The following is a 21,832-nucleotide window of genomic DNA, read 5'->3' on the forward strand; positions in this document are numbered from 1 at the left end:
TACCGCTGCTCGCCGCGGTGTTGGCCCTCCAGACAGGCGCGGCCGGCGTGGCGCTGGCCCAGGCGGGACCGGCGGTGGCGAGCGCCCCCGCCGCGTCCCCGGCGGCGCTGCGGATCACCGAGGGCCAGGTCGGCGAGGTCGGGCCGGGCGGCACCCTCATCTATCCCGCGGTGACCAGCTGTCTGACGGTCACCGTCCGCCTGGCGAACGGCGGACTGGTCGGCGCGCACGCCAGCCTGTTCCAGGTGCCCGGGGAGTACCGGTCGGACCGGATCCTCGCCGCGGTCGGGCAGCGGATCGGGACCCGGGAGGTACGCGCCGTGGAGGTGCGCGGCGCGGTCGGTGCCTGGCACCCGAGCTACTTCAGCCGGGCGATCGAGAGCTACCCGGACGGCGCGCAGGTGCCCGTGCCCACCGCACCCGACCCCGACGGCCTGGCCCGCGCGGTGGCGGACGGACTCGGCCGACCGCACGGCAAGGTCACCGTCCAGGACCTCCCCGACGGGGACCAGACGGTGGACTGAACCACCGCACCGGACACCTCTCGAAGGCGGCGGGGCGGCGCCGGTCGCCTCGTACGGCGATGCCGGGGAGGCTCAACTCTCCCTGGTGACACGCACTTGGCGGAGACCGGCACCCACCGCCGCACTCCGGTAGGGCTTCTTGACGCACCCTTCACGAAGCTGAAGCATGCGACGGCGGGAGCACGCTCCCCGTCCCCCCACGCCTTCACTCCGTGAATCAGGAGGGTCACCCATGACCCCTGACCGGCATCGGATGACCGGTGCCGCCCGCGGTGCGGGGCCGGCCGGCGACGACGTCACGCAGTCACCGGCGGGGCAGGGGCGGCCGCCCTGCCCCGCCGGCGCGATACCCACTTATTAGTGGGTACTTGGCCACCGGCCCGCCACCGGGAGAAGCTGATCACGGCGGCCACCGGGGCCGCCGGCGCGGCGGGAACGGAGGGATGCGTCGCTATGACGCCGCGTCAAGAGACCTGCTGTGCCTCCGCGAGCCGCGCCAGGCGGCGGTGCCCCCAGGCATCGAGGGGCGCCAGGGCCTCGGCCAGTTCGCGCCCCAAGGCCGTCAGGGAGTACTCGGTCTTCAGCGGCACCGCGTCATAGACCTCGCGGTGCACCAGTTCGTCCTCCGCCATCTCGCGGAGCGCCTGGGTCAGCACCTTCTCGCTGAGCCCCGGCAGGCACCGGAGCAGTTCGCTGGGCCGGCGCGGGCCGGGCTCCAGCAGCCACAGCAGCGGCGTCTTCCACTTGCCGTCGATCACCGCGATCGCCGCGGTCGTGCCACACACGTCCAGATCCCGGGCTCGGCTGCGCGTCATCGTCGCCCCGTTCCTTCCCCTCCGCGCGGTCTCCCGCCTCGTTCTTCCTCTCTTACGAATCACCGTCGCCGGTTCGGTATTTCCCGATCCGGCGGTTTCCGGATCTTCAAGGAGTCGATCAGCACCATGTCCACCAGCACACCCACCACCGTGCCCACTTCCGCAACCTCCGCGGCGCCCGCCGCCCGGCGCTCCGTCACCGTGCTCGGCCTCGGGCCGATGGGCCGCGCCCTGGCCGGAGCGTTCCTGGCCGCGGGGCTGCGGACCACGGTCTGGAACCGGACGCCGGGCCGGGCGGACGCCCTGGTCGAGCGGGGCGCGGCCGGCGCCGGGACCCCGCAGGAGGCGGTTGCCGCCGGCGATCTGACGGTGGTCTGCGTGGTGAACTACGGGGCGGTGGCGGCCGTTCTGCGCCGCCCCGAGGTCACCGACGCGCTCCGGGGACGCACCGTCGTCGTGCTGACCGCCGGCACACCGGACGAGGCCCGGGCCACGGCCGACTGGGCGGCCGCCCACGGCATCCGCCACCTCGACGGCGCGATCATGACCCCGACCACCACCATCGGCACCCCGGACGCCGTCTTCCTCCACAGCGGCCCCGCCGAGCTCTACGAGGAGCACAAGCCGGTGCTGGACGCGCTCGGCGGCACCCACACCCACCTCGGCGAGGACATCGGCCGGGCCGCGGCCCACGACATCGCGCTGCTGGACGTCTTCTGGACCGCGATGGCCGGATACGCGCACGCCGTGGCGCTGGCCCGCGCCGAGGGCATCACCGCCCGGGAGCTGGCGCCGTTCGCCCAGGGCATCGGCGCGATCCTCCCGCCGATCTTCGCGCAGACCGCCGAGGAGGCGGACCGCGGCACCTACTCCGGCGAGGGCAATCCGCTGACCTCGGCCGCCTCGGCGATGGCCCACATCGTCCGGGCGTCCGAGGCCCACGGCATCGACACCGGGGTGCTGCGGGCCGCCGAGGGGCTGGCCCACCGCGCCATCGGACAGGGCCACGGCGCGGACGGGTTCATCCGCATCGCCGAACTGCTCGGCCGCGGCTGACCGCGGGCCGGCCGGCGGAGGTGCCTGTGGGCGGGCCGGTGGGTGCGCGCCCGCCGGCCCGCCCGGCGCGGCTCACCCCACCTCGTAGGCGAAGTCGTAGGGGAACGACGGCGTGCCGGCCGTGCAGGCGAAGCTTCCCGACCCGCTCAGCCCGGTCAACTCCCCGGTGGCGGAGCCGGGGACGACCTCGAAGGTGCAGTGCACCGTGCCGTCGGCGCCGAACCCGCCGCGCTGTTCGAGGACGAACGTGCCCTCCCGCCCGTCCAGTCGGCCGGTGAGCAGCTCCAGGCCGGTGAACGTCCCGGTCTTGTCCGAGGTGTAGACGATGCTGTACTCGCAGCTCGTGCGGGCGGCCTCGATGCCGCCGGAGAAGGTGTTGACGACGGAGGCGCGGGCCAGGCGCGGGCTCGCCTCCGGTGAACCGACCGGCTTCTCCTGCCAGTCGGCGTACGTGAGGTGTCCGGTGGTCTGCGTGGGCATGGGCGTCCTTTCGTCGTGCCGCACGGCGGTTCCCCGTGCGGTGCCCGACCAGCCTGCCGCCCGTACCTGACGTCTTCTGTCAGGTACACGGGAGAATCGGGCCATGCGCGCCGACCGGCTCCTCGCCCTGCTCCTGCTGCTCCAGAACCGCGGACGGATGACCGCCGCCGAACTCGCCGCGGAACTGGAGGTGTCGGTCCGCACCGTCTACCGGGACGTCGAGGCGCTCGGCGCGTCCGGCGTCCCGGTCCGCACCGACCGCGGGCCCGACGGCGGCTACCGGCTGATGGACGGCTACCGCACCCGGCTGACCGGGCTCACCGACGCCGAGGCCGGCGCGCTCTTCCTCGCCGGTGCCCCCGGGCCCGCCCACGACCTCGGGCTCGGCGCGGTGCTGACGACCGCCCAGCTGAAGGTCCAGGCGGCGCTGCCGGCCGAACTCGCCGAGCGCACCCGCCGGATCCAGGACCGCTTCCACCTCGACGCACCCGGGTGGTTCCGGGACGCCGACCCGGTCGCCCACCTGGCGCCGATCGCGCGGGCGGTGTGGGAACAGCGGGTGCTGCGCACCCACTACCGGCGCTGGCGCGGCGAGGTCCACCGGGAGCTGCGCCCGCTCGGCATCGTCCTCAAGGGCGGCATCTGGTACCTGGTGGCGCGCGTCGACGAGGCGGTCAGGACGTACCGGATCGCCCGGTTCCTGGCGGTGGACGTCACGGACGAGGTGTTCACGCGGCCGACCGGTTTCGATCTGGCCGGGTACTGGGCGGAGTCCGCCCGGCGCCTGGAGGCCGCGCTGCACCGCCAGACGGCGCAGCTGCGGATCTCACCGCGGGCGCAGCGGCTGCTGCCGATGTTCTTCGGCGCGGCGGGCCGACGGGCGGTGGACGACGCCGGAGCACCGGACGCGGACGGCTGGACCCTGGTGGAACTGCCGGTCGAGGGGCCCGAGGTGGCCGTCGGCGACCTCCTGAGACTGGGCCCGGAGGCAGAGGTCCTCGGCCCGCCCGCCCTGCGCCAGGCCGTCACGGAGGCGGTCGCGGCCCTGGCGGGACGCTACGGGACGGAGGGCACACCGCCGGCGTGATCGGTGCTGCCGGCGGGAGCACGCCGACACCGGCGTCGCCGAGCTCAAGACCGCCTCCCCGCAGGCTCTCTTTCCCGAGGGCGCGGCCTGTACTCCGGGCGGTCATTCGTCCGCCCGTACCCGATGCAGTCGTCAACTCCACGGGGCAGTACGGAGTTGCTCCCTCCGGCGGCCCCGGCGCGGCTTGCTAAGGTCCTGCTGCCATGGATATGCGGCGGTGGCGCGCCGGGGGGTGAGGGTGAGCATGGGGCGGTACAGGTATGCGTGTGCCGTGTGGGGGGCGGGGCTGCTCCTGGTGGCGGGCTGCGGGGGGAACGATGGGGGAGGCGCTGGGAAACCGTCCGCCGCCGCCGACAAGGCGCTGGTCGACGGGGTGAACAAGGGGTGCCGCCAGTACCTGAAGCCTGAGACGGTCGCCACCGCGCTGGGGCATGAGAGGTTCGTCGACGTCACCGGGTCGTTCAGGGGGCCGGATCATGTGCCGGGTGGCTGCACCGTGAACATCTCGGCCACCGCGGGTGCCGCCCCCAACGGCCCCCGGGGCAACGTTCCGTACCTGTCGCTGGAGGTGGACGACCTGCGCAGCCCCGGGCTGGCCGCCAAGTTCGCCAACGACGCCTGCGACACCCGGCGCAGGAGCGATATCACCAAGGTCTTCCGGGGCCCGCAGCTCGCATGCGGCACCTTTGCCCCGGAACCTGCCGGGGCGTACCTGCGCGGCGGCACGATCCGTGCCTACGCCAGTGAGGGCCGGCGCACCGTCGAGGTCTCCGTCGAGGGGGTGACGGACGAGACGCTCAAGCAGGACCGGGAGCACGCGTTCCAGCTGCTCTCCGACGCCCGCGCGGTGGTGCGGACGAAGAAGTGAGGCTGCGGCGTCGACTGGGCTGACGGGGTCCGGGAGTTGGCCCTGGGGCCCCGGCGGCGTGGCGTGGCCGGGTGGGGCCGCGGTGGCGGTGTGATGGTGGGGCGCCGCGATGCGCGTCGGCGCCGCCTCGGTCGCGCGGCGTGCGGGGCTGGTGTTCCTGCCGAGCACGGGAGTTGACGTATGACCGTCGCCGTCGTCCTCTACACCTCCGACCTGCGGTTGCACGACCACCCGCCGCTGCGTGCGGCGTTGCGCTCCGCCGACGCGGTCGTCCCGCTGTTCGTCCGCGACGACGCCGTCGCGGCGGCCGGGTTCGCCGCCCCCAACCGGCAGGCGTTCCTCGCCGACTGCCTCACCGAACTGGACGCCGGCCTGCGCCACCGCGGCGGCCGCCTGGTGGTCCGGGCCGGGGACGTCGTCGACCAGGTGTGCCGGGTGGCGACCGAGGCGGACGCCGCCGAGGTGCATCTGGCGGCCGGGGTCAGCGGTTATGCCCTGCGCCGGGAGGAGCGGTTGCGCCGCGCGCTGGCGGCCGAGGGGCGCCGGCTGCGCGTGCACGACGCGGTGGTCACCGCGGTCCCTCCCGGTGCGCTCACCCCGGCGGGCTCGGACCACTTCGCGGTCTTCACCCCCTACTTCCGGCACTGGTCCCGGCAGGTTCCGCGCGACGTCCTGGCGGCGCCCCGCGGCGTCCCGGTCCCGGCACACGTCGGCTCGCAGGACATCCCCTCGTCCCGGGGGCTGGCCGGGGTCTCCGAAGGGCTCATGGCGGGCGGCGAGGCGACCGGCCGGCGGCGGCTGACCGCCTGGCTGCGCAGCGGCGCGGCGGACTACGCCGACCGCCACGACGACCTGGCCGGTGACGCCACCTCGCGGCTCTCCCCGCATCTGCACTTCGGCACCCTCTCGCCGGTCGAGGTGGTCCGGCGGGCGCGCGAGCGCGGCGGCCCCGGCGCCGAGGCGTTCGTCCGGCAGCTCGCCTGGCGGGACTTCCACCACCAGGTCCTGGCCGCCCGGCCGGACGCGGCCACGGCCGACTACCGCCCCCGGCACGACCGTTGGCGCACCGCGGAAGCGGCGGCCGACGAGATCGCCGCCTGGAAGGAGGGCCGCACCGGCTACCCCGTGATCGACGCGGCCATGCGCCAACTCCGGTACGAGGGCTGGATGCACAACCGCGGCCGCCTGCTCACCGCCTGCTTTCTCACCAAGACCCTGTACGTGGACTGGCGGGTGGGCGCCCGGCACTTCCTGGACCTGCTGGTCGACGGCGACCTCGCCAACAACCAGCTCAACTGGCAGTGGGTGGCCGGAACCGGCACCGACACCCGGCCCAACCGCGTCCTCAACCCGGTCCGCCAGGCCAGGCGATACGACCCGGACGGCGCCTACGTCCACCGCTGGGTCCCCGAGCTCGCCGGGCTCGCCGCGCCCGCCGTCCACGAGCCGTGGACCCTGCCGGCCGACGAGCGCGCCGGCTACGACTACCCCGCGCCCCTGGTCGAACTGGCCGACGGCCTGCACCGGTTCCAGCAGGCCCGCGGGCGCGCCTGACCGCCGGCCGCCTCAGTACTGGCCGATCAGCCCCGTCCGCAGCCTGCCCAGGATCCTGGCGAGCAGCCGGGAGACGTGCATCTGCGAGACGCCGAGTTCCCTGCCGATCTCGGACTGGGTCTTCTCCTGGACGAAGCGCAGGGTCAGGATCCGGCGGTCGCGGCCGTCCAGCTTCTGCACCAGGGGCGTCAACGCATGGAGGTCCTCGGCGAGTTGGAGCCGGGGGTCCTCGTCGCCCAGGGCGTCGGCGAGGGTGCGGGCCGACTCGTCCTCCGCCGGGTCGGTCGGCTGGTCCAGCGAGCCGGCGGTGTAGCCGTTGCCGGCGATCAGGCCGTCGATCACCTCGTCCTCGGGCAGGCCGAGGTGCGCGGCGAGTTCGGCGACCGTGGGGTCCCGGTCGAGGCGGGTGAACAGGCGCTCCTTGGCCTGGGCGATCTCGATCCGGAGTTCCTGCAACCGGCGCGGCACATGCACCGCCCAGGTCGCGTCCCGGAAGAACCGCTTGATCTCACCGATGATGTATGGCACCGCGAAGGTGGTGAACTCGACCTCGCGGGACAGTTCGAAGCGGTCGATGGCCTTGATCAGCCCGATGGTGCCGACCTGGACGATGTCCTCCATCTCCCCGGGCGCACCGCCGCGGTTGCGGAATCGCGAAGCGGCGTAGCGGACCAGGGAGAGGTTCATCTCCACCAGGGTGTTGCGCACGTACTGGTACGCGTGGGTGCCTTCCTCCAACGTCGCGAGGCGCTCGAAGAACGGCCTGGACAGCGCCTTGGCGTCCCTGGGCGCGACCTTGGACGCATTCGCGACATACGGCAGTCCGCCGGTGCCGGAGCTTACGGTCCGGTGGCCCAGGGGGTGGTCCTGACCGTGTCGCGTTCCGGGGTACGTGGTGCCTGCGGATGCCATGGCTGCCCTCCCATAATTTGGATCATGGTCCGGTAAGCCGCGTCTGCCCTTCGATCGCGAGGCAAAACATCGAGTCCGCCTTTTTTGCGTTCCAGGATCTTGACGTGGCGTCAAGTGGCGTGTTTCCAGGGGAATTTCGGCCATCGGGAGGCGGTGTGCCCGTGTGCCTGTGTGCGACACGGCGGGGCGGGGTGCTGTCGCCGGCCGCCGCGCCGGTCCGGGTCAGGGTGTGGTGCGCAGGTCGAGCTGTTCCAGGACGTACGGCCATGCCTCCCGGTGCCGGTCGCACGCCGCCTCGCCGGCGAAACCGGCATGGGAGAGCCGCAGCCGGGTCCCGGCGCCCTCGGCGGCCAGCTCGACGGTGACCACGGTCTCCGCGCCCTCGGTGCCGCCCTCGCCGGTGACCCAGGTGAGCTGGACCAGCCGGTGCGGATCGAGCCGCAGGAACCGGCCGTAGTGCGGGTGGCGGTTCCCCTCGTGCTCGGTCTCGAAGAAGAACGCAGTGTTCACCCGGCCCGCCGTCAGCACCGACCCGGGGGCCGCGAACCACCGGTCGAACCCCTCGGTCCAGGCACCGTAGAGCGCGGTGGGCGGGGCGCTCATCAGTCGGTCGACGGAGAGGTGGTGCGGACGGTCGGAGAGGTCGGGGAAGCGCATCGTTTCGTGAGTCATGGGAGGAATGTAGCGAAATTCGGGAAAGTGGGGATTTGCTGGCGGTTGCGGTGTGGGGAGCGGGCGGTTCGGGGTGGGGGCCGCCGGGTCGTGGTCCTCGGTCGGGCGAGCTGAACGTTCGTTGAACAAACGGCGGACCGGGGATCCGCGGGACCCCTGTGGCCATCTGGCACACCGACCGGCGAGTTCCACCAGGGAGGACCGTCCATGGCCAGCACCGCCTCAGCGAGGAGCGCACCCCCGGCGATACCCGCGCCGGCCGGGCCCGCGCGCGGCGGCCGGCCGCCGGCCCGTGGCGGGGCGACGCGGCAGGCCCCAGGGCCCCGGCCGGCGCACGCCCGGGCCGCGCTGCCGGCGATCCTCGCCGTGGCCGCGGTGCTGTTCGCCTGGGACATCCAGCACAGCGCGTTCCACGCCTTCTACGCGGAGACCGCGCGCAGCATGGCGGAGAGCTGGTGGGGATTCCTCTTCGGCTCCTTCGACCCCGGCAACTCCATCACCATCGACAAACTGCCGGGCTTCCTGTGGCCGCAGGCGCTCGCCGTCCGGATCTTCGGCTTCCACCCGTGGGCACTGACCCTGCCCCAGGTGATCGAGGGCGTGCTGGGCGTCGCGGTCCTGCACCGTGCGGTCCGCCGCTGGGCGGGCGAGAACGCGGCGCTGCTGGCGGCGGGCGCCTTCGCGCTCACCCCGGCGATATCCGGCCTGTTCCGCACCGAGGTCGAGGACCCGGCGTTCACCCTGTGCGTGCTGCTGGCCGCCAACGCCGCACTGCGCGCGGCACGCCAGGCCCGGCTGGGTCCGCTGCTGGCGGCCGGTGCCTGGGTGGGACTGGGCTTCCAGGCCAAGATGCTGGAGGCATGGGCGGTGCTGCCGGCACTCGGCCTGCTCTACCTGCTCTCGGCCCCCGCGAGCCTGCGGCGACGGCTGGCGCACCTGTCCGCGGCGGGCGCACTGTGCCTGGCGGTGTCGGCGTCGTGGGTGCTGCTGGTGACCTTCACCCCCGCCCAGGACCGCCCCTACATCGACGGGACGACCGACAACTCCGCGGTCAGCCAGGTCGTCGGCTACAACTTCCTCAACCGCTTCTCCACCCTCCACATCAGCGCCGAGGACACCGGAAGCGTCGCCGTGTCGACCATGGCCGGCACCGCACCGGCGCCACCGACCGGCCACGCCCGCCCCACCGCCGCCCAGTGGGCCAAGATGTTCGCCCCGTCGATCGTCTCGCAGATCGGCTGGCTCTATCCGGCCGCGGTGCTCGCCGCGGTGTGCGGGGTGGTGTGGCGGCGCGGCCGGCCGCGGACGGACCCGCTGCGGGCCGGCTTCGCACTGTGGGGGGTGTGGTTGGCCACGTACTTCCTGGTGTTCAGCGCCGGGGCGATCGGGGGCCACACCTACTACCTGGGGGTGGTGGCCGTCCCGTTGGCGGCGCTCTTCGGCGCCGGGACGGTGCAGTTCTGGCGTGCCTGGCTGCGCGGCGGCCGGTCGCGGGCCTGGGCGCTGCCGACCGTCGTGGCGGGCACGGTGGCCTGGTCGGCGGCGATAGCGCGGCTGTTCCCGGACTTCCTGCCGTGGCTGGCGCCGACCGTGCTCGGCCTGGGCGCGGTCGCGCTCGCGCTGCTGGTCCGCGGCCGCGCCGCCGCACGCACGCGCCCGGCCGCCGACGGCGGTGCGGCGGCCGCCCCCGGTCCGGTCGCCGATTCCGGCTCGGCCGCCAACTCCCGCCCCGACGGCCCCAGGGGCAAAACCGCACGACGGCGGACGGCACTGCTCGGCCTCGGCACCGCGCTCGTGGCCGTGCTCCTGCCGTCCGCCGCCTGGGCGTCCTCGGTCCTCGACCCGGCATACGGCCACTCCGGCATGGGGTCCACCGGGCCGGTCGCCCTCCGGCACCGCACCGCGGCCCGGCACCCCGCGACCCACCACACCGACACCCCGCCCCCACCCCGCCCGCACCGGCCCGCCGACCCCGACGGCGCCCACCGCACGCCGGGCCAGGGCGCCCGCACGACGCCCGACCGGCCCTACGACGGGACGGCGCTCAGCACCGCCCAGCGTCACCTCCTCGCCTACACCCGCACCCACCGGGACGGCGCCACCTTCCTCTTCGCCACGACCAGTTGGCGCACCGCCTCCCCGTACATCCTCCACGCCGGCGCCCCGGTGCTCCCCATGGGCGGCTTCACCGGCACCGCGCCCACGCCCACCGCGTCCGGCTTCCGCCACCTCGTCGCCACCGGGCAGGTGCGCTACGTCGTCCTCGGCGGCCCGGCGACCGACCCGGGCCGCGCCATCGGCCCGTGGGTCCGTGACCACTGCGCCCCCGTCCCGGCACAGGCGTACCGGCTCTACCGGTGCACACCGGGGGCCGCCGGGGACAGCCCTTGGCCCTCACCCCCAGGCCGGCTCGCCCACCAGTGAGGCGGCGTACGCGGGTTGCTCGTCCAGGAGGAGATGACCGGAGTCCGGAAGCACCTCCAGGTCCGTGTCCAGGGCGCTGCGCACCGCCGGTCCGAGACGGCGCGGGGGGAGGAAGACGTCGTGCGCGCCGGTGACGACCCGGCGGGGTACAGCGCGCGCGGGCAGCCTGGCGATTCCCGGGGCGCCGCCGGAACGGGTGTGGCGGGCGACCAGGGTCATCCACTCCACCAGCTCCGGGCGCGGACGGTGGCCGGGCGCGAGCATGGTGCCCAGCAGCCTGGCGCTGTGCCGGGGCGCGGGGCGGAGGTACCAGGCCGCGGAGGCGGCCAGCACCCCGGGCGTCAGACGCAGGCGGGTCAGCCCGCCGGGGGAGAGCAGCACCAACCGGTCGACGGCCCGGGAGGCGGCGGACAGCGCGACGGCGGCGCCGAAGGAGTGCCCCAGCACCGTCACGGGTCCCGCGGCGAGCTCGTAGAGCGTCTCGTCCAACCAGGCGCCGTACCACGCCAAGTGCCCGCCGGAGAGCCCCCGTCGGTCGCTGCTCAGACCGGGCTGCCCGGGGACGTCCAGGAGGACGACCCGATGGCCCGCCGCGACCAGGGCCGAGGCCAGCGGCAGGGACACGGCGGCGGAGAAGTTGGTGCCCGGCACGCACACCACCGTCGTGGCGCCGGCACCGGCGGTCACGACGTGGGTGCGGGCACCCCGGGCGGTGACGGTCGCCCGCTGGTGCGGTACCGGCCAGGCGTCCAGTCGGTCCAGGCACCAGCGCCGGACGCGCTCCCGGCCCTGCGCACTGCGGTAGAGGGAGGTCATCCTCCGAGTATCGGCCGCCGGACCGGCCGTCCCACCACCACCCCGGGTCAGAGTTGCGTCAACGTCCGCGCAGCGCGGCGCGGTTCGTGCGCAGCGGCGGTGACGATGCTCGCAGGGCCCGGAGAAGGAGCCCGCGCGCCGGCCGGTGGCAGACGGCGGGGAGGCATTCCCCGCGGCTCCGCCCGGCGCGCTGTCGTACCGGAAGGGAGCGGGTGTCATGAGGCGGGGCAGCGAGGGGGCCGCGGGGCCGGGGCGGCCGCGTCCCGGCCGGCTCAAGGTCTTTCTCGGGGCCGCCCCCGGTGTGGGCAAGACCTACCGGATGCTGGACGAGGGCCGGCGGCGGACCGCCCGCGGCACGGACGTGGCGGTCGCGTTCGTCGAGTGCCACGGCCGTCCGGCCACCGAGGCGATGCTGCACGGGCTCGCCGTGCTGCCGCGGACGGTCCGCCGGCACCGCGGCGCGGAGTTCGCCGAACTCGACCTGGACCTGGTGCTCCAGCGGCGCCCGGAGGTGGTGCTGATCGACGAACTCGCCCACACCAACCCGCCGGGCTGCCGCAACACCAAGCGCTGGCAGGACGTCCAGGAACTGCTCCGCGCCGGCGTCGACGTGGTGGCCACCCTCAACATCCAGCACCTGGAGTCGCTCACCGACGTCGTCGAGAAGATCACCGGGGTGCCGCAGTACGAGACCGTGCCCGACGAAGTGGTGCGCCACGCCGACCAGATCGAACTGGTCGACCTGCCGGCCGAGGGGCTGCGCCGCCGGATGGCGCACGGCAACATCTACCCGCCGGAGAAGGTCGACGCCGCACTGTCGCACTACTTCCGGCCCGGAAACCTCAGTGCCCTGCGCGAGTTGGCGCTGCTGTGGCTCGCCGGCCGGGTGGACGAGGCGCTGCGCAGGTACCGGCACGAGCACCGGATCGGGCCGGTGTGGGAGACCCGCGAGCGGGTGGTGGTGGCGCTCACCGGCGGACCGGAGGGCACCACACTGATCCGCCGGGCCGCCCGGATCGTGGACCGGTCCTCCGCCGGCGACCTGCTCGCCGTGCACATCACCCGCAGCGACGACCTGGCCGGTGCCTCACCCGCCGCACTGGCCGCCCAACGACGGCTCACCGAGAGCCTCGGCGGCACCTACCACGCGGTGGTCGGCGACGACGTCGCGGCCGCGCTGCTGGACTTCGCCGGCGCCCAGAACGCCACCCAGCTCGTCGTCGGCGCCAGCCGCCGCGGCCGGCTGCGGCGACTGCTCGCCCCGCGCGGAGTGGGGGAGATCGTCGTCGAACGCTCCGGTGAGATCGACGTCCGCACCGTCAACCACGAATACGCCGGCCAGGGACGCAGCTGGGTCATCCCCGGCAGCGGTCTGCCGCGCGCCCGCCGGGTGGCCGGACCGGTCGCCGGCCTGGTGCTGCCCGCCGCGCTGACCCTGATCCTGGGCGGCGTCTCGGGCCCGCTCTCGCTCAACCTCACCAGCGAGGCGCTGCTCTTCCTGCTGACGGTGCTGGGCGTGGCCTGCATCGGCGGAGTGGTCTCCGCGCTGCTCGCCTCGGTGACGACGTCGCTGCTGCTGAACTACTACTTCATCCCGCCGATCGGCGAGTTCACCTTCGCCGAGGCCAACATCGTGGTCGCGCAGACCGCGTTCACCACCGTCGCGGTGACCGTCGCCGCCATCGTGGGCCGCTCGCTGCGCCTGGGGCGGCGGGCGGCCCGGGCGACCGCGGAGGCCGAGACCCTGAGCTCGTTGGCCGGCGGCATCCTGCGCGGGGACCGGGCGGTGCCCGCCCTCCTGGAGCGCACCCGGGAGACCTTCGGCATGGACCGCATCGCACTGCGCTCGCGCGGGGACGTGCCGGAGCCGCGCCCGCCGGTGGCGAGCGGGACGTCCCCGGAAGCCGGCGCGGGCGGGGGCGCGGGGGCGGCCGAGGGCGGTGCCGACGGGACCGTGGACGCCGCACTGCACGCCGTGGTCGCCGCCGGCGGTCCCGGTGCGGAGCACCGGACCGAGGTCGCCATAGGGGACGACAGCGTGCTGGTGCTGATCGGGCGCCGTCTGCCGGCCTCCGAGCACCGGGTGCTCACCGCCTTCGCCGCGCATCTGACCGCGGCCGTCGAACGCGCCCGGCTCGCCGAGGCCGCCGCCGAGGTCGAACCGGTCAAGGCGGCCGACCGGATGCGCACCGCGCTGCTGGCCGCGGTGGGTCACGACCTGCGCACGCCGCTGGCCGGCAGTTGGGCCGCGATCAGTTCGCTGCGCAGCCGCGAGGTGGACTTCTCGCCCGAGGACCGGGACGAACTCCTCGCCACCGCCGAGGAGTCCCTTGCCAAGCTCAGCCGCCTGGTCGACAACCTGCTGGACCTGAGCCGGCTCCAGGCCGGGGCGCTGACCCTGCACCTGGAGCCCGTCGCGCTCGCCGAGGTGCTGCCCGCGGCGCTGGACACCCTGCCAGGATCGCCCCCGCAGGTGCTCGGGCGCATCGTGGCCCAGGGGCTGGAGACCGCCCCCGACGTGCTCGCCGATCCGCCCCTGTTGGAGCGCGTCATCGCCAACCTGGTGTCCAACGCGGTCCGCCACTCGCCGGCCGGCCTGCCGGTCACGATCGGCGCCAGCGCGCTCGCCGGACGCGTCGAGCTGCGCATCACCGATCGCGGGCCCGGTATCCAAGTCCCCGACCGGGAGCGGGCGTTCGAGCCGTTCCAGCGGCTCGGCGACACCGACAACACCACCGGTCTCGGGCTTGGCCTGGCGCTCTCCCGCGGCCTCACGGAGGCGATGGGCGGCACGCTCACCCCGGAGGAGACGCCCGGCGGCGGGCTGACCATGGTGGTCGCCCTGCCGGTCGTTCCGGAACGGGGAGCTATGGAGCAGGGTGCTCCGGAACAGGGCGTTGTCGGGCAGGGCCTTGTGGGGCAGGGCCTTGTGGAGAACGGCGTTGTGGAGTCGGCAGTTCCGGAGCGAGACGTTCGGGACGCGGCCGTTCCGGAGCCAGTCGTTCCGGAGGCAGCCGTTCCGGAGGGGGCCGCACGGATGCGGACCCCGTCGGTTCCGGCCGCGGCCGCCGGAACCGGAACACCGGGCGAGGGCTGAACCAGGGGCGAGCAGGGGGCAACAAGTATGCGGCGGGCGGCAGTTCAGTCCGCGACCGCCTCCACGATGGCGGCGAAGGCGGGGGTGGGCAGGATCCGGGTGCGGCGCAGACCGGCCCGGGCGAAGAGGACATCCAACTCCTTCGGCCCGCGCGCCTTGCCCGGCACCAGCGTCATCATCGCCACATCCAGCGTCTTGCCCGGATGCGGGTCGTTGCCCGGTTCGGGCACGGAGTCGACGACCAGCACCCTGCCCTCCGGGGCCAGGCCGCGCCGGCAGCCGCTGAGGATGCGCACGGCCGACGCGTCGTCCCAGTCGTGCAGCACGTGCTTGAGGACGTAGACGTCACCGCCGTCCGGTATGGACGTGAAGAAGTCCCCCGGCTCGGCGCGCCACCGGCCGGCGAGTTCCGCGTCGCCCAGGACGGTTTCCCGCAGCGCGGGGGCCTGGTCGAACAGCACCCCGGTCAGCCCCGGATGCCGCAGCAGGACCTGGCGCAGCAACCCGCCCCGCCCACCGCCGACATCGACCACGGTCCCGCGTGCCGGGAACGGATAGGCGCCCGCCACCAGGTCGTCGAGCGGTTCGGAGAACGCCGCCATACCGGTGTCGAACAGCTCCCGGGTCGCGTCATCGTCCTTGAGGTACTCGAAGAACGGGGCGCCGAAGACCTTGGGGAAGGCCGGGGCGCCCGTCCGCACGGTCTCGTCGAGCGCCGACGAGGAGCGCACGAAGATGTCGTCGGTGAGCATCAGCACCGCCTCACGCAGCGAGCCGGGCACCCCGGCGCGCAGGAACTGCCCGGCCGGCGTCATGTGGAAGGCGCCGTTGCCGTCCTCGCGGAAGACCCCGCGCGAGGCGAGGTAGCGCAGAGTGCGGCGCAGGGCGCCGGCGTCGGTGCCGGTACGGCGGGCGAGTTCGGCGGCGGTGCGGGGGCCGCCGGCCAGATGGTCGGCCAGGTGGTGGAGGACGGCCGTCCGCAGCGCCGCGGAGTACAGGTGCCCCAGCGACTGTTCGATCACATGCGCCGCCGCCGCGTGCGCCGCGGCGTCGGACCGTCCGGGTTGGTCGGTCGGGTTCGAGGTATCCACCGTCAGCCTCCGGGCAGATGGGTCGGTGAGTCGGGCTGCTGCCCCACTCACTCTTGCCGCGCCGTCCCACCGCCGGCACCACCCACGAACGGATCTTCGCCTCGGCCTTGCGGCCTAGGGCTTCCCGACGCGCCGGCCCAGGCTCCTCGACGGGAGGCGTGTGCGCAGTCGGCGGCGTCCAGGATCGGCGGGACCGCCCCCGTCGGCAACGGGGATTCAAAGATGTCGCAGAGCGTGGCGCCCGGCAAGACTGTCGGGCGCACCACGCGGCGGTGGCGGCGGTTCCACCCGGCGACTTCCGGCCTGCCGCCGAACCGGGCCAGAACGTACCGCACTTGGGCGCGCGGTCTGCCCGCTCAGCACCCCGGCCGCGCATCACGCACGGGCGGCGGCACCCGACGCGAGGGCTCGCCCCGGGACGGCACGCGCCCCGCCAACGCCTGGGCCACGTCCCGGTCGAGCTCCGAGCGCAGCGGTGCGCACTCCCGGACCGGATCGGACTTCGGGCAGGTCAGCAGGTGTTCGAGAAGGCGTTGGGCGGTCTGGAGATGTGCGATCCGGTCCTTGATCGCCTCGATGGAGGCGGTCAGCACCTCGCGGCCGGAGGGCTGGTCGTCGGCCGGGCTGTCGCTGATCAGCACGGCGGTGTCGGCCAGGCTCACCAGGCCGCGGTGGTGCAGGCGTTGGATCAGGGCGAGCCGGCGCAATTCCGTGCGGCCGTAGTAGCGCACGTTCGCCCGGCGGGCGGCCGCGGGGAGCAGACCCAGATCGTCGTAGTAACGCAGCGTCGACACCGGCACATCGAAGCACCGAGCGGCCTGACTGATCGAGTAGAGCGTGTCGGTCATGCCGCCATGTTGCGCTCAAGCCGACTTGAGCGGGGAGCGTGATGGCCACCGAACGCCGATACGTCGCTCCGTCGCGACGTGGGGAAAGGGAGCGTGCCATGGGTGGACGACAGGCGGAACGAGGAGTGCGGGGGATGCCCGGTGCGTCGGGGGAGCGGGCGGCAGGCGCCGCCGCCGGGCCCCCGGACGTGCCGGTGCTGGTGGTGGGCGCCGGGCCCGTCGGGCTCGCGACGGGGATGTTCCTCGCCCACTGGGGAGTCGGGGCCCTGGTCATCGACAAGCGGGACCCGATGGCCGGGGCGGTGCCGCGGGCGAGCACCAGCCTGCGGACCCTGGAGCTGTTCCGGTCGATTGGCCTGAAGTCCACCCTGGAGCGGGAGGGTTGGGACGGCGGCGAGCCGATGCGGTGGGTCTTCAAGGACAGCGGACTGGGCGCGACCCGGCACCGCGGAGGGCTGCCGCCGCGGTACGCCACGTGGCTGGAGAGCTGCACCCCGGTGCCGGTCCGCCGCGTGCTGACACATGACCAGGTGCAGCGGCTGGCGCAGGAGGAACTGGGCCGGCGGGGCGGGCGCGTCCGGTTCGGCGTACGGCTGGTCGGCCTCACGCCGGAGAGCGACCGGGTGCGTGCCCGGCTCGTCGACGCCGCCACCGGCGAGGAGCGGGAGATCACCGCCGACTATCTCATCGGGACCGACGGCGCGCACAGCGACGTGCGCCGGTTCCTGGGTGTCACCATGCCCGACCGCACGGCCGCCGCCCACCTCAACACCGCCTTCTTCCGGGCCGACCTGGGCGACGCGATGGCGGACTGGGGGACGCATCTGTGCTTCGTCCGCAACGACGCCGTGCACGCCACGCTGATGTCGAAGAACGGGCGAGACCAGTGGTCCTCGCACATCATGGACTTCCCCGGGAAACCGGCCGCCGGTCCGGCGGAGTTGACCGAGGACGCGACCCTGGCGCTGCTGCGGGCCGCCATCGGCGACCCGGCGATCCCGATCCGGCTGGACGCCGTCCATGCCTGGGAAGCCGCCACCGGACTGGCCTCCGCCTTCCGCCGCGGCCGGGTCTTCCTCGCCGGTGACGCCGCCCATGTCCAGAGTTCGGCCGGCGGCCTCGGCATGAACACCGGTATCCAGGACGGCCACAACCTCGCCTGGAAGCTCGCCGCCGTCCTGCACGGCCAGTGCGCACCGGCCCTCCTCGACACCTACGAGCCCGAGCGCCGGACCGCGGCCCAGGCGTCCCTGGCCGTCTCCCGCGGCCTGCTCCAGGGCTACCGGTCCCTGTCCGGCGACCCCAACGCCCTCTACGAGCGGCTCGCCGCCGACTACGTGCGCGGCATGCTCTGCTACGGCTACCCGCCCCACGACACCGAGGGACACCGGCCCGAGCCGCAGGACGGCGCCACCGAGCACCGTCCCGACCCCCTGGGCGACACCGTCCGGCTCGGCCACCGCTTCCCGCACCGCTGGCTGAACTCCCCTGAGAGCGGCCGCCGTTCCACGCTGGACGTGATCGGTTCGCGCTGGACGCTGTTCACCGGCGCGGACGCCCCGCACTGGCGCGCGGTCGCCGCGGGCCTGCGCCCCACCCCGCACGTCCACCGGCTCGACGCCGCGCACGCCCGCGAACTCGGCCTGCGGGACGGCGCGGTACTGGTCCGCCCCGACGGCTTCGTGGCCTGGTGCGGAACCGGCGAAGGGTCGTTGCGCACGGCGCTGACTCCCAGGTGATCCGCGCCGCGTACGGAGCGGGCCCGGGGCGGCACGGCTTCCCGGGCCGTGCCGCCCGGTGAGTCAGGCGCGGTAGGCGACCAGGCCCATCATGCCGCTCTCACCGTGGTAGGCGTTGTGGCAGTGCAGCATCCACCGGCCCGGATTGTCCGCGTCGAAGTCGCAGCTGACCGTCGTGCCGGGCAGGACGATGACGGTGTCCTTCCGCGGGCCGGCCGCACCGAGTCGGAAGGTGTGCCCGTGCAGGTGCATGGGGTGCCACATCTCGGTGGCGTTGTGGAACTGGAGGCGCACCCGCTGACCGGCGTCCACGGTGAAGGGACGGGCGTCCGGGCGGTTCATGTCGAACCGCCGGCCGTTGAGGCCCCAGCCGTACTTCGCCATGCCGCCGGTCAGCTCGATGCGGTGGGTGACGTCGGGCTTGCGGGCCGCCAGCCGTACGCCGTCGGCCGGGCGCAGGGCGGCCGCGTTCGGGATCCGGCCGTCGAGCTCCTTGGGGCGGACGGTGGGGGAGGGGGTGTCGCCGGAGCCGGTGCGCACCACGCCCAGGCCGGCCGCGCCCTTGCCCTCGGCCAGGGCGACCAGCGGGAAGACGCCGTCGTCCAGCGTGACCAGCGCGTCGTACCGCTCGCCGGGGCCGATCAGCAGGGCGTCGGCCGGCTCGTGCACGACGGGGTACCCGTCGGTGTGGGTGACCGTCAGCCGGTGGCCGCCGAGCGCGACCCGGAACGCGGTGTCCCCACCGGCATTGATGATCCGCAGTCGCAGCCGACGGCCGGGCTTGCCCCGATAGGTGGCGGGCGCGGCGGGGACCTTGCCGTTGACCAGATAGTGCGGGTACTTCACATCGCCGGCATCGCCGCCCAGCAGCGTGCTGGACGCCCCCATGAGCATGAACGGGCCCATGTCCATGCCCCCGCCCGAGCCGCCCATGTCCATACCGCCGCCCGAACTGCCCATGTCCATGCCGCCCATGCCGCTCATGCCGTCCATGCCCGGCATCCCGTCCATGCCGCCGTGCCCGCCCCCCTCGCCTCCGTGCGAAGAGGAGCCGCCCCCATGGGACATGGAGCCGTGGTCCATGCCCTGGCGCAGCGCGGCGAACGCCTGGTCCGGGGTGCCGGTGACACCGTCGAGCCAGTCGTCGAGCACGACGACCCACTCGTCGTCGTACCGCAGCGGCTCGTGCGGGTCCTCGACGATCAGCGGGCCGTACAGACCGCGGTCCAACTGGACGCCGACGTGCGGATGGAACCAGTAGGTGCCGGGGGTGTCGGCGATGAAGCGGTAGCCGAAGGAGCCGCCGGGCGCCACGGCGCGCTGGGTGATCGGCGGCACGCCATCCATGTCATTGCGCAGGGCGAGGCCGTGCCAGTGGACCGAGGTGCTGGTCGGCAGGTGGTTGGCGAGGTCGGCGACGAGGGTGTCGCCGGCGGTGAGGCGGATCTCCTTGCCGGGCAGCCGCCCGTCGAAGCTCCAGGTCCGCACCGTCTTTCCGCCGCCCAGGTCCACGGTGCCGTGGGTCGCGGTGAGCCGGACCCGGTGCTCCCGGCCGCCGGAGTGCCGCCGCTTCTTCTCGGCGGCCGCCACCGCCGGCCCGGACGGGCTGACCAGGGCGGGCGCGGTGCTCCGGGTCTCGCCGGAGCAGGCCGCGAGCAGGCCGGCGCCTGCCGTGCCCAGGCCGGCCAGCAGGAGGGAACGTCGGTTGAGCGTGTTCATCGGTGCTGTCCTTACGCAGGGGTGCGCGGCGCTGCGGGCGCGCGCCATGAGGGCGCAGCGCGTCGGCACCGCGGGGGGAAAGGCCGTGGGGAAAGGGGTGACGGCCTAAATGCGCAGGACGGAGAGGGCGGCCGGATCGGGCGGGGAGGGCCCGCCGGCGCGGTGGGGCTCGGGCGGAACGGCGGCCGCGTGCTCGGGTGCGCGGGCATGACCGATGAGCGGTGGCGGCGAGACGAACTGCTCGGACCGGACGTCGTACGACGAGCAGTGGGCGCCGCCGTGGTCCGCGTGATCGGACTGCGCCTGGCGGACCAGTGGTTGGCCGGGAGGGCGATGGCCGGGCTCGGCACGACCGAGCCGGGAGTCGGCAGGGTGCGCGTGCGGGGAGCCGGCATGGCGGGGCGGTGTGCCGTCGTGGCGGGCGGCGGCCGCGGGCTGCGTCGCCGCCGGCCGCATGGCTGACGGGTGCGGCATGGACGAGGCCATCGGCAGTGCGGTGCCGGGCAGGCTGTGGTGGGAGACCACGGCGGCGATCAACCACAGGAGGGCGAGCAGGACCGCCGGCCGGCGGCGTCCGGACGGAGCCGGGCGCGGTCGCACGGTGCGGCGACCCGCCCCGTCCCGCGTCACGCGCGGCGACCGTATGCTCACGTCCGTCCCCTCCCCTCCGCACCATCGGGCACAGCTCTCCCGGTGCGCCTCTGCGGCCCGACCATACCCCCTAGGGCTATGGGTGGCGCGACCGGTGTCCGTCCGCTGGAGCCGTGCTGCGCGGTCGCCGCGTCGCCGTCCCCATGAAGCCGGGCAAAGCGGCCTACTGGTTCTCCCCGGCCGCCCGTTGGGCCCCTGTCGCGAACGTAGGGATTCGGCCACTCTCCGCCCGCGGGGTGGGCGAGCCGCGGTGATCTGCCACCATGAGGCGGCCCGACGGCGAGGTCCGCGCGACGTGAGGAGTGAGTGGCCCGGTGAGCACAGCGCCCCTGAGTTCGGCCGTGATGACCCACCCGGTGCGCGAGGAGCAGGCCGCGGCGCTCGCCGCCCGGCTGGGGCTCGACGGGCTGGCCCGCGACCCCGACCCGGACGGACCGCCGTCGGCGCTGCGCACCGCACTGGTGGCCTGGGCGGCGCGGGCCGAGGGCGCCGCGCACCACCTGGTCGTCCAGGACGATGTGGCCGCACCGCCGGAACTGCTGGAGCTGGTGGCCGGATCGGTGGCGCGGTTCCCCGACGAGGCGCTGATCTTCTACACCAACTGGCACGCCCGGAACGGCGCCGCGGCCCGCCTGGCGGCGCTGGCCGGCGCGGGCTGGGTGCGCGCGGTGCCGGAGGAGTTCGCACCGACGCTGGCCATCTGCCTGCCGGTCCGCACGGCGGACGCCTTCCGGTCGTTCGCCGCGGACACCGGCGAGCGCCACGACGACGAGGTGATGGCCACGTTCCTGCGCACCACCGGGCGGTCCGCGCTGCTGGCGGTGCCGAGCGTGGTCGAACACATCGGGACGAGCAGCATCAACGGGCATGCCGCGCAGGGCATCCGGCTGGCGGTGTGCCCGGTCGGGGCCGCGGACGCGCGTCCGCTGCTGGACCGCGGCTGGGTGCTGGAGGAGTGCGGCTGGCTGCCGTACATGCGGTACGGCGAGGGGTACCTGCGGCCGGCGGGGCACGAACGCGACGCCGATCCGCGCCGTCATCTGCGGTGGACCGAGGCGCTGCCGGACACCGGGCTGACGGAGGGGCAGGTGCGGGACGTGGCGCGGCGGCACCGGCCGGCGGACGCCGCGGCGGAGGTGGGGAGGCTGTTCGGGACCGCCTTCGCGGACGAACTGTGGATCCACTGCCTGCTGTTGGGCCGGCAGGCCGAGGACGCCGCCCGCCGGCACGCGGCACCGCCGGCGGCGGCCGGGCCGGCGGGCGCGGCCGCCGCCCGGGTCCGGGCCGCCGCGCTCTCCACGGTCGGCCCGGCCGGACTGCCGCCCGAGCGGCGGCCCGAGGCGACCCCGGACCGCACCGCGCTGCTGGCCGCGTACGCCGAGAGCGCGGTGCGGTGGGGCGGCCTGCTGCTGGGGCCGGCTGCGGGAACTCGGGGCTAGCTTCCCTCGTCGTGAACTCTCGTTGCTTGCCCGGCAGTTG

At 74.5% G+C, this 21,832-nt stretch carries 18 protein-coding genes; 9 read left to right on the plus strand and 9 right to left on the minus strand.

Features of this window, described 5'->3' with window-relative positions; genetic code table 11:
• The first annotated feature begins 17 nt into the window (after positions 1-17).
• Positions 18-524, plus strand: a complete 507-nt coding sequence (locus ACIQE0_RS15335; protein WP_402332072.1) for a hypothetical protein — start codon at positions 18-20, stop codon at positions 522-524.
• Between the two features lie 464 nt (positions 525-988).
• Here ACIQE0_RS15335 and ACIQE0_RS15340 read toward each other — a convergent pair whose 3' ends face one another.
• Entirely contained in the window at positions 989-1,339 is a 351-nt protein-coding gene (locus ACIQE0_RS15340) for a helix-turn-helix domain-containing protein (protein WP_366328777.1), read from the minus strand.
• A gap of 126 nt (positions 1,340-1,465) precedes the next feature.
• On the opposite strand from ACIQE0_RS15340, the gene ACIQE0_RS15345 reads away from it, so the two are divergent.
• On the plus strand, positions 1,466-2,395 hold the full coding sequence (locus tag ACIQE0_RS15345; protein WP_402332076.1) for an NAD(P)-dependent oxidoreductase: 930 nt from the start codon (positions 1,466-1,468) through the stop codon (positions 2,393-2,395).
• 72 nt (positions 2,396-2,467) lie between these two features.
• Here the strand turns inward: ACIQE0_RS15345 and ACIQE0_RS15350 are convergent, their stop codons facing one another.
• Positions 2,468-2,875, minus strand: coding sequence for a DUF3224 domain-containing protein (locus ACIQE0_RS15350; protein WP_402332079.1), 408 nt, complete (start codon positions 2,873-2,875; stop codon positions 2,468-2,470).
• A 103-nt stretch (positions 2,876-2,978) separates the two neighbouring features.
• On the opposite strand from ACIQE0_RS15350, the gene ACIQE0_RS15355 reads away from it, so the two are divergent.
• The 3 genes from ACIQE0_RS15355 (at position 2,979) to ACIQE0_RS15365 (ending at position 6,384) form a co-directional block, all read left to right on the plus strand.
• Positions 2,979-3,962 carry a helix-turn-helix transcriptional regulator gene (locus ACIQE0_RS15355; RefSeq protein ID WP_402332082.1) on the plus strand — a complete coding sequence of 328 codons (984 nt, stop codon included), beginning with the start codon at positions 2,979-2,981 and terminating at the stop codon, positions 3,960-3,962.
• A gap of 271 nt (positions 3,963-4,233) precedes the next feature.
• Positions 4,234-4,830, plus strand: a complete 597-nt coding sequence (locus ACIQE0_RS15360) for a hypothetical protein (protein WP_402332085.1) — start codon at positions 4,234-4,236, stop codon at positions 4,828-4,830.
• 180 nt (positions 4,831-5,010) lie between these two features.
• On the plus strand, positions 5,011-6,384 hold the full coding sequence (locus tag ACIQE0_RS15365) for a cryptochrome/photolyase family protein (RefSeq protein WP_402332088.1): 1,374 nt from the start codon (positions 5,011-5,013) through the stop codon (positions 6,382-6,384).
• A gap of 12 nt (positions 6,385-6,396) precedes the next feature.
• On the opposite strand, the gene ACIQE0_RS15370 is transcribed toward ACIQE0_RS15365, so the two are convergent.
• Both ACIQE0_RS15370 and ACIQE0_RS15375 read right to left on the minus strand, forming a co-directional pair.
• Positions 6,397-7,296, minus strand: a complete 900-nt coding sequence (locus tag ACIQE0_RS15370) for an RNA polymerase sigma factor SigF (RefSeq protein ID WP_402332091.1) — start codon at positions 7,294-7,296, stop codon at positions 6,397-6,399.
• A gap of 222 nt (positions 7,297-7,518) precedes the next feature.
• Positions 7,519-7,968, minus strand: coding sequence for an SRPBCC domain-containing protein (locus ACIQE0_RS15375; RefSeq protein WP_366328763.1), 450 nt, complete (start codon positions 7,966-7,968; stop codon positions 7,519-7,521).
• A 207-nt stretch (positions 7,969-8,175) separates the two neighbouring features.
• Between ACIQE0_RS15375 and ACIQE0_RS15380 the strand changes: the two genes are divergently transcribed.
• A complete protein-coding gene (locus ACIQE0_RS15380) occupies positions 8,176-10,392 on the plus strand; it encodes an ArnT family glycosyltransferase (protein WP_402332095.1) in 2,217 nt (738 codons plus the stop codon).
• On the opposite strand, the gene ACIQE0_RS15385 is transcribed toward ACIQE0_RS15380, so the two are convergent.
• Positions 10,363-11,208, minus strand: coding sequence for an alpha/beta fold hydrolase (locus ACIQE0_RS15385; protein WP_366328759.1), 846 nt, complete (start codon positions 11,206-11,208; stop codon positions 10,363-10,365). The genes ACIQE0_RS15380 and ACIQE0_RS15385 overlap by 30 nt on opposite strands.
• 217 nt (positions 11,209-11,425) lie before the next feature.
• Between ACIQE0_RS15385 and ACIQE0_RS15390 the strand changes: the two genes are divergently transcribed.
• The gene (locus ACIQE0_RS15390) at positions 11,426-14,305 is read left to right on the plus strand and encodes an ATP-binding protein (protein WP_402332098.1); all 2,880 of its coding nucleotides are present in this window, start codon (positions 11,426-11,428) and stop codon (positions 14,303-14,305) included.
• Positions 14,306-14,349: 44 nt separating this feature from the next.
• Here ACIQE0_RS15390 and ACIQE0_RS15395 read toward each other — a convergent pair whose 3' ends face one another.
• Both ACIQE0_RS15395 and ACIQE0_RS15400 read right to left on the minus strand, forming a co-directional pair.
• Positions 14,350-15,396, minus strand: a complete 1,047-nt coding sequence (locus tag ACIQE0_RS15395; RefSeq protein WP_402332101.1) for a methyltransferase — start codon at positions 15,394-15,396, stop codon at positions 14,350-14,352.
• A 356-nt stretch (positions 15,397-15,752) separates the two neighbouring features.
• Positions 15,753-16,244: a MerR family transcriptional regulator gene (locus tag ACIQE0_RS15400; protein WP_402332104.1), complete on the minus strand. Its 492-nt coding sequence runs from the start codon at positions 16,242-16,244 to the stop codon at positions 15,753-15,755.
• A 134-nt stretch (positions 16,245-16,378) separates the two neighbouring features.
• On the opposite strand from ACIQE0_RS15400, the gene ACIQE0_RS15405 reads away from it, so the two are divergent.
• On the plus strand, positions 16,379-17,983 hold the full coding sequence (locus tag ACIQE0_RS15405; RefSeq protein WP_402332107.1) for an FAD-dependent monooxygenase: 1,605 nt from the start codon (positions 16,379-16,381) through the stop codon (positions 17,981-17,983).
• Positions 17,984-18,046: 63 nt separating this feature from the next.
• Here the strand turns inward: ACIQE0_RS15405 and ACIQE0_RS15410 are convergent, their stop codons facing one another.
• The gene (locus ACIQE0_RS15410) at positions 18,047-19,702 is read right to left on the minus strand and encodes a multicopper oxidase family protein (RefSeq protein WP_402332110.1); all 1,656 of its coding nucleotides are present in this window, start codon (positions 19,700-19,702) and stop codon (positions 18,047-18,049) included.
• A 105-nt stretch (positions 19,703-19,807) separates the two neighbouring features.
• The gene (locus tag ACIQE0_RS15415) at positions 19,808-20,332 is read right to left on the minus strand and encodes a hypothetical protein (protein WP_402332113.1); all 525 of its coding nucleotides are present in this window, start codon (positions 20,330-20,332) and stop codon (positions 19,808-19,810) included.
• 335 nt (positions 20,333-20,667) lie between these two features.
• Between ACIQE0_RS15415 and ACIQE0_RS15420 the strand changes: the two genes are divergently transcribed.
• Positions 20,668-21,792 carry a hypothetical protein gene (locus ACIQE0_RS15420; RefSeq protein ID WP_402332116.1) on the plus strand — a complete coding sequence of 375 codons (1,125 nt, stop codon included), beginning with the start codon at positions 20,668-20,670 and terminating at the stop codon, positions 21,790-21,792.
• Positions 21,793-21,832: the final 40 nt, after the last annotated feature.

The sequence above is a fragment of the Streptomyces sp. NPDC093097 genome (assembly GCF_044754325.1).
Taxonomy (GTDB): Bacteria; Actinomycetota; Actinomycetes; order Streptomycetales; family Streptomycetaceae; genus Streptomyces.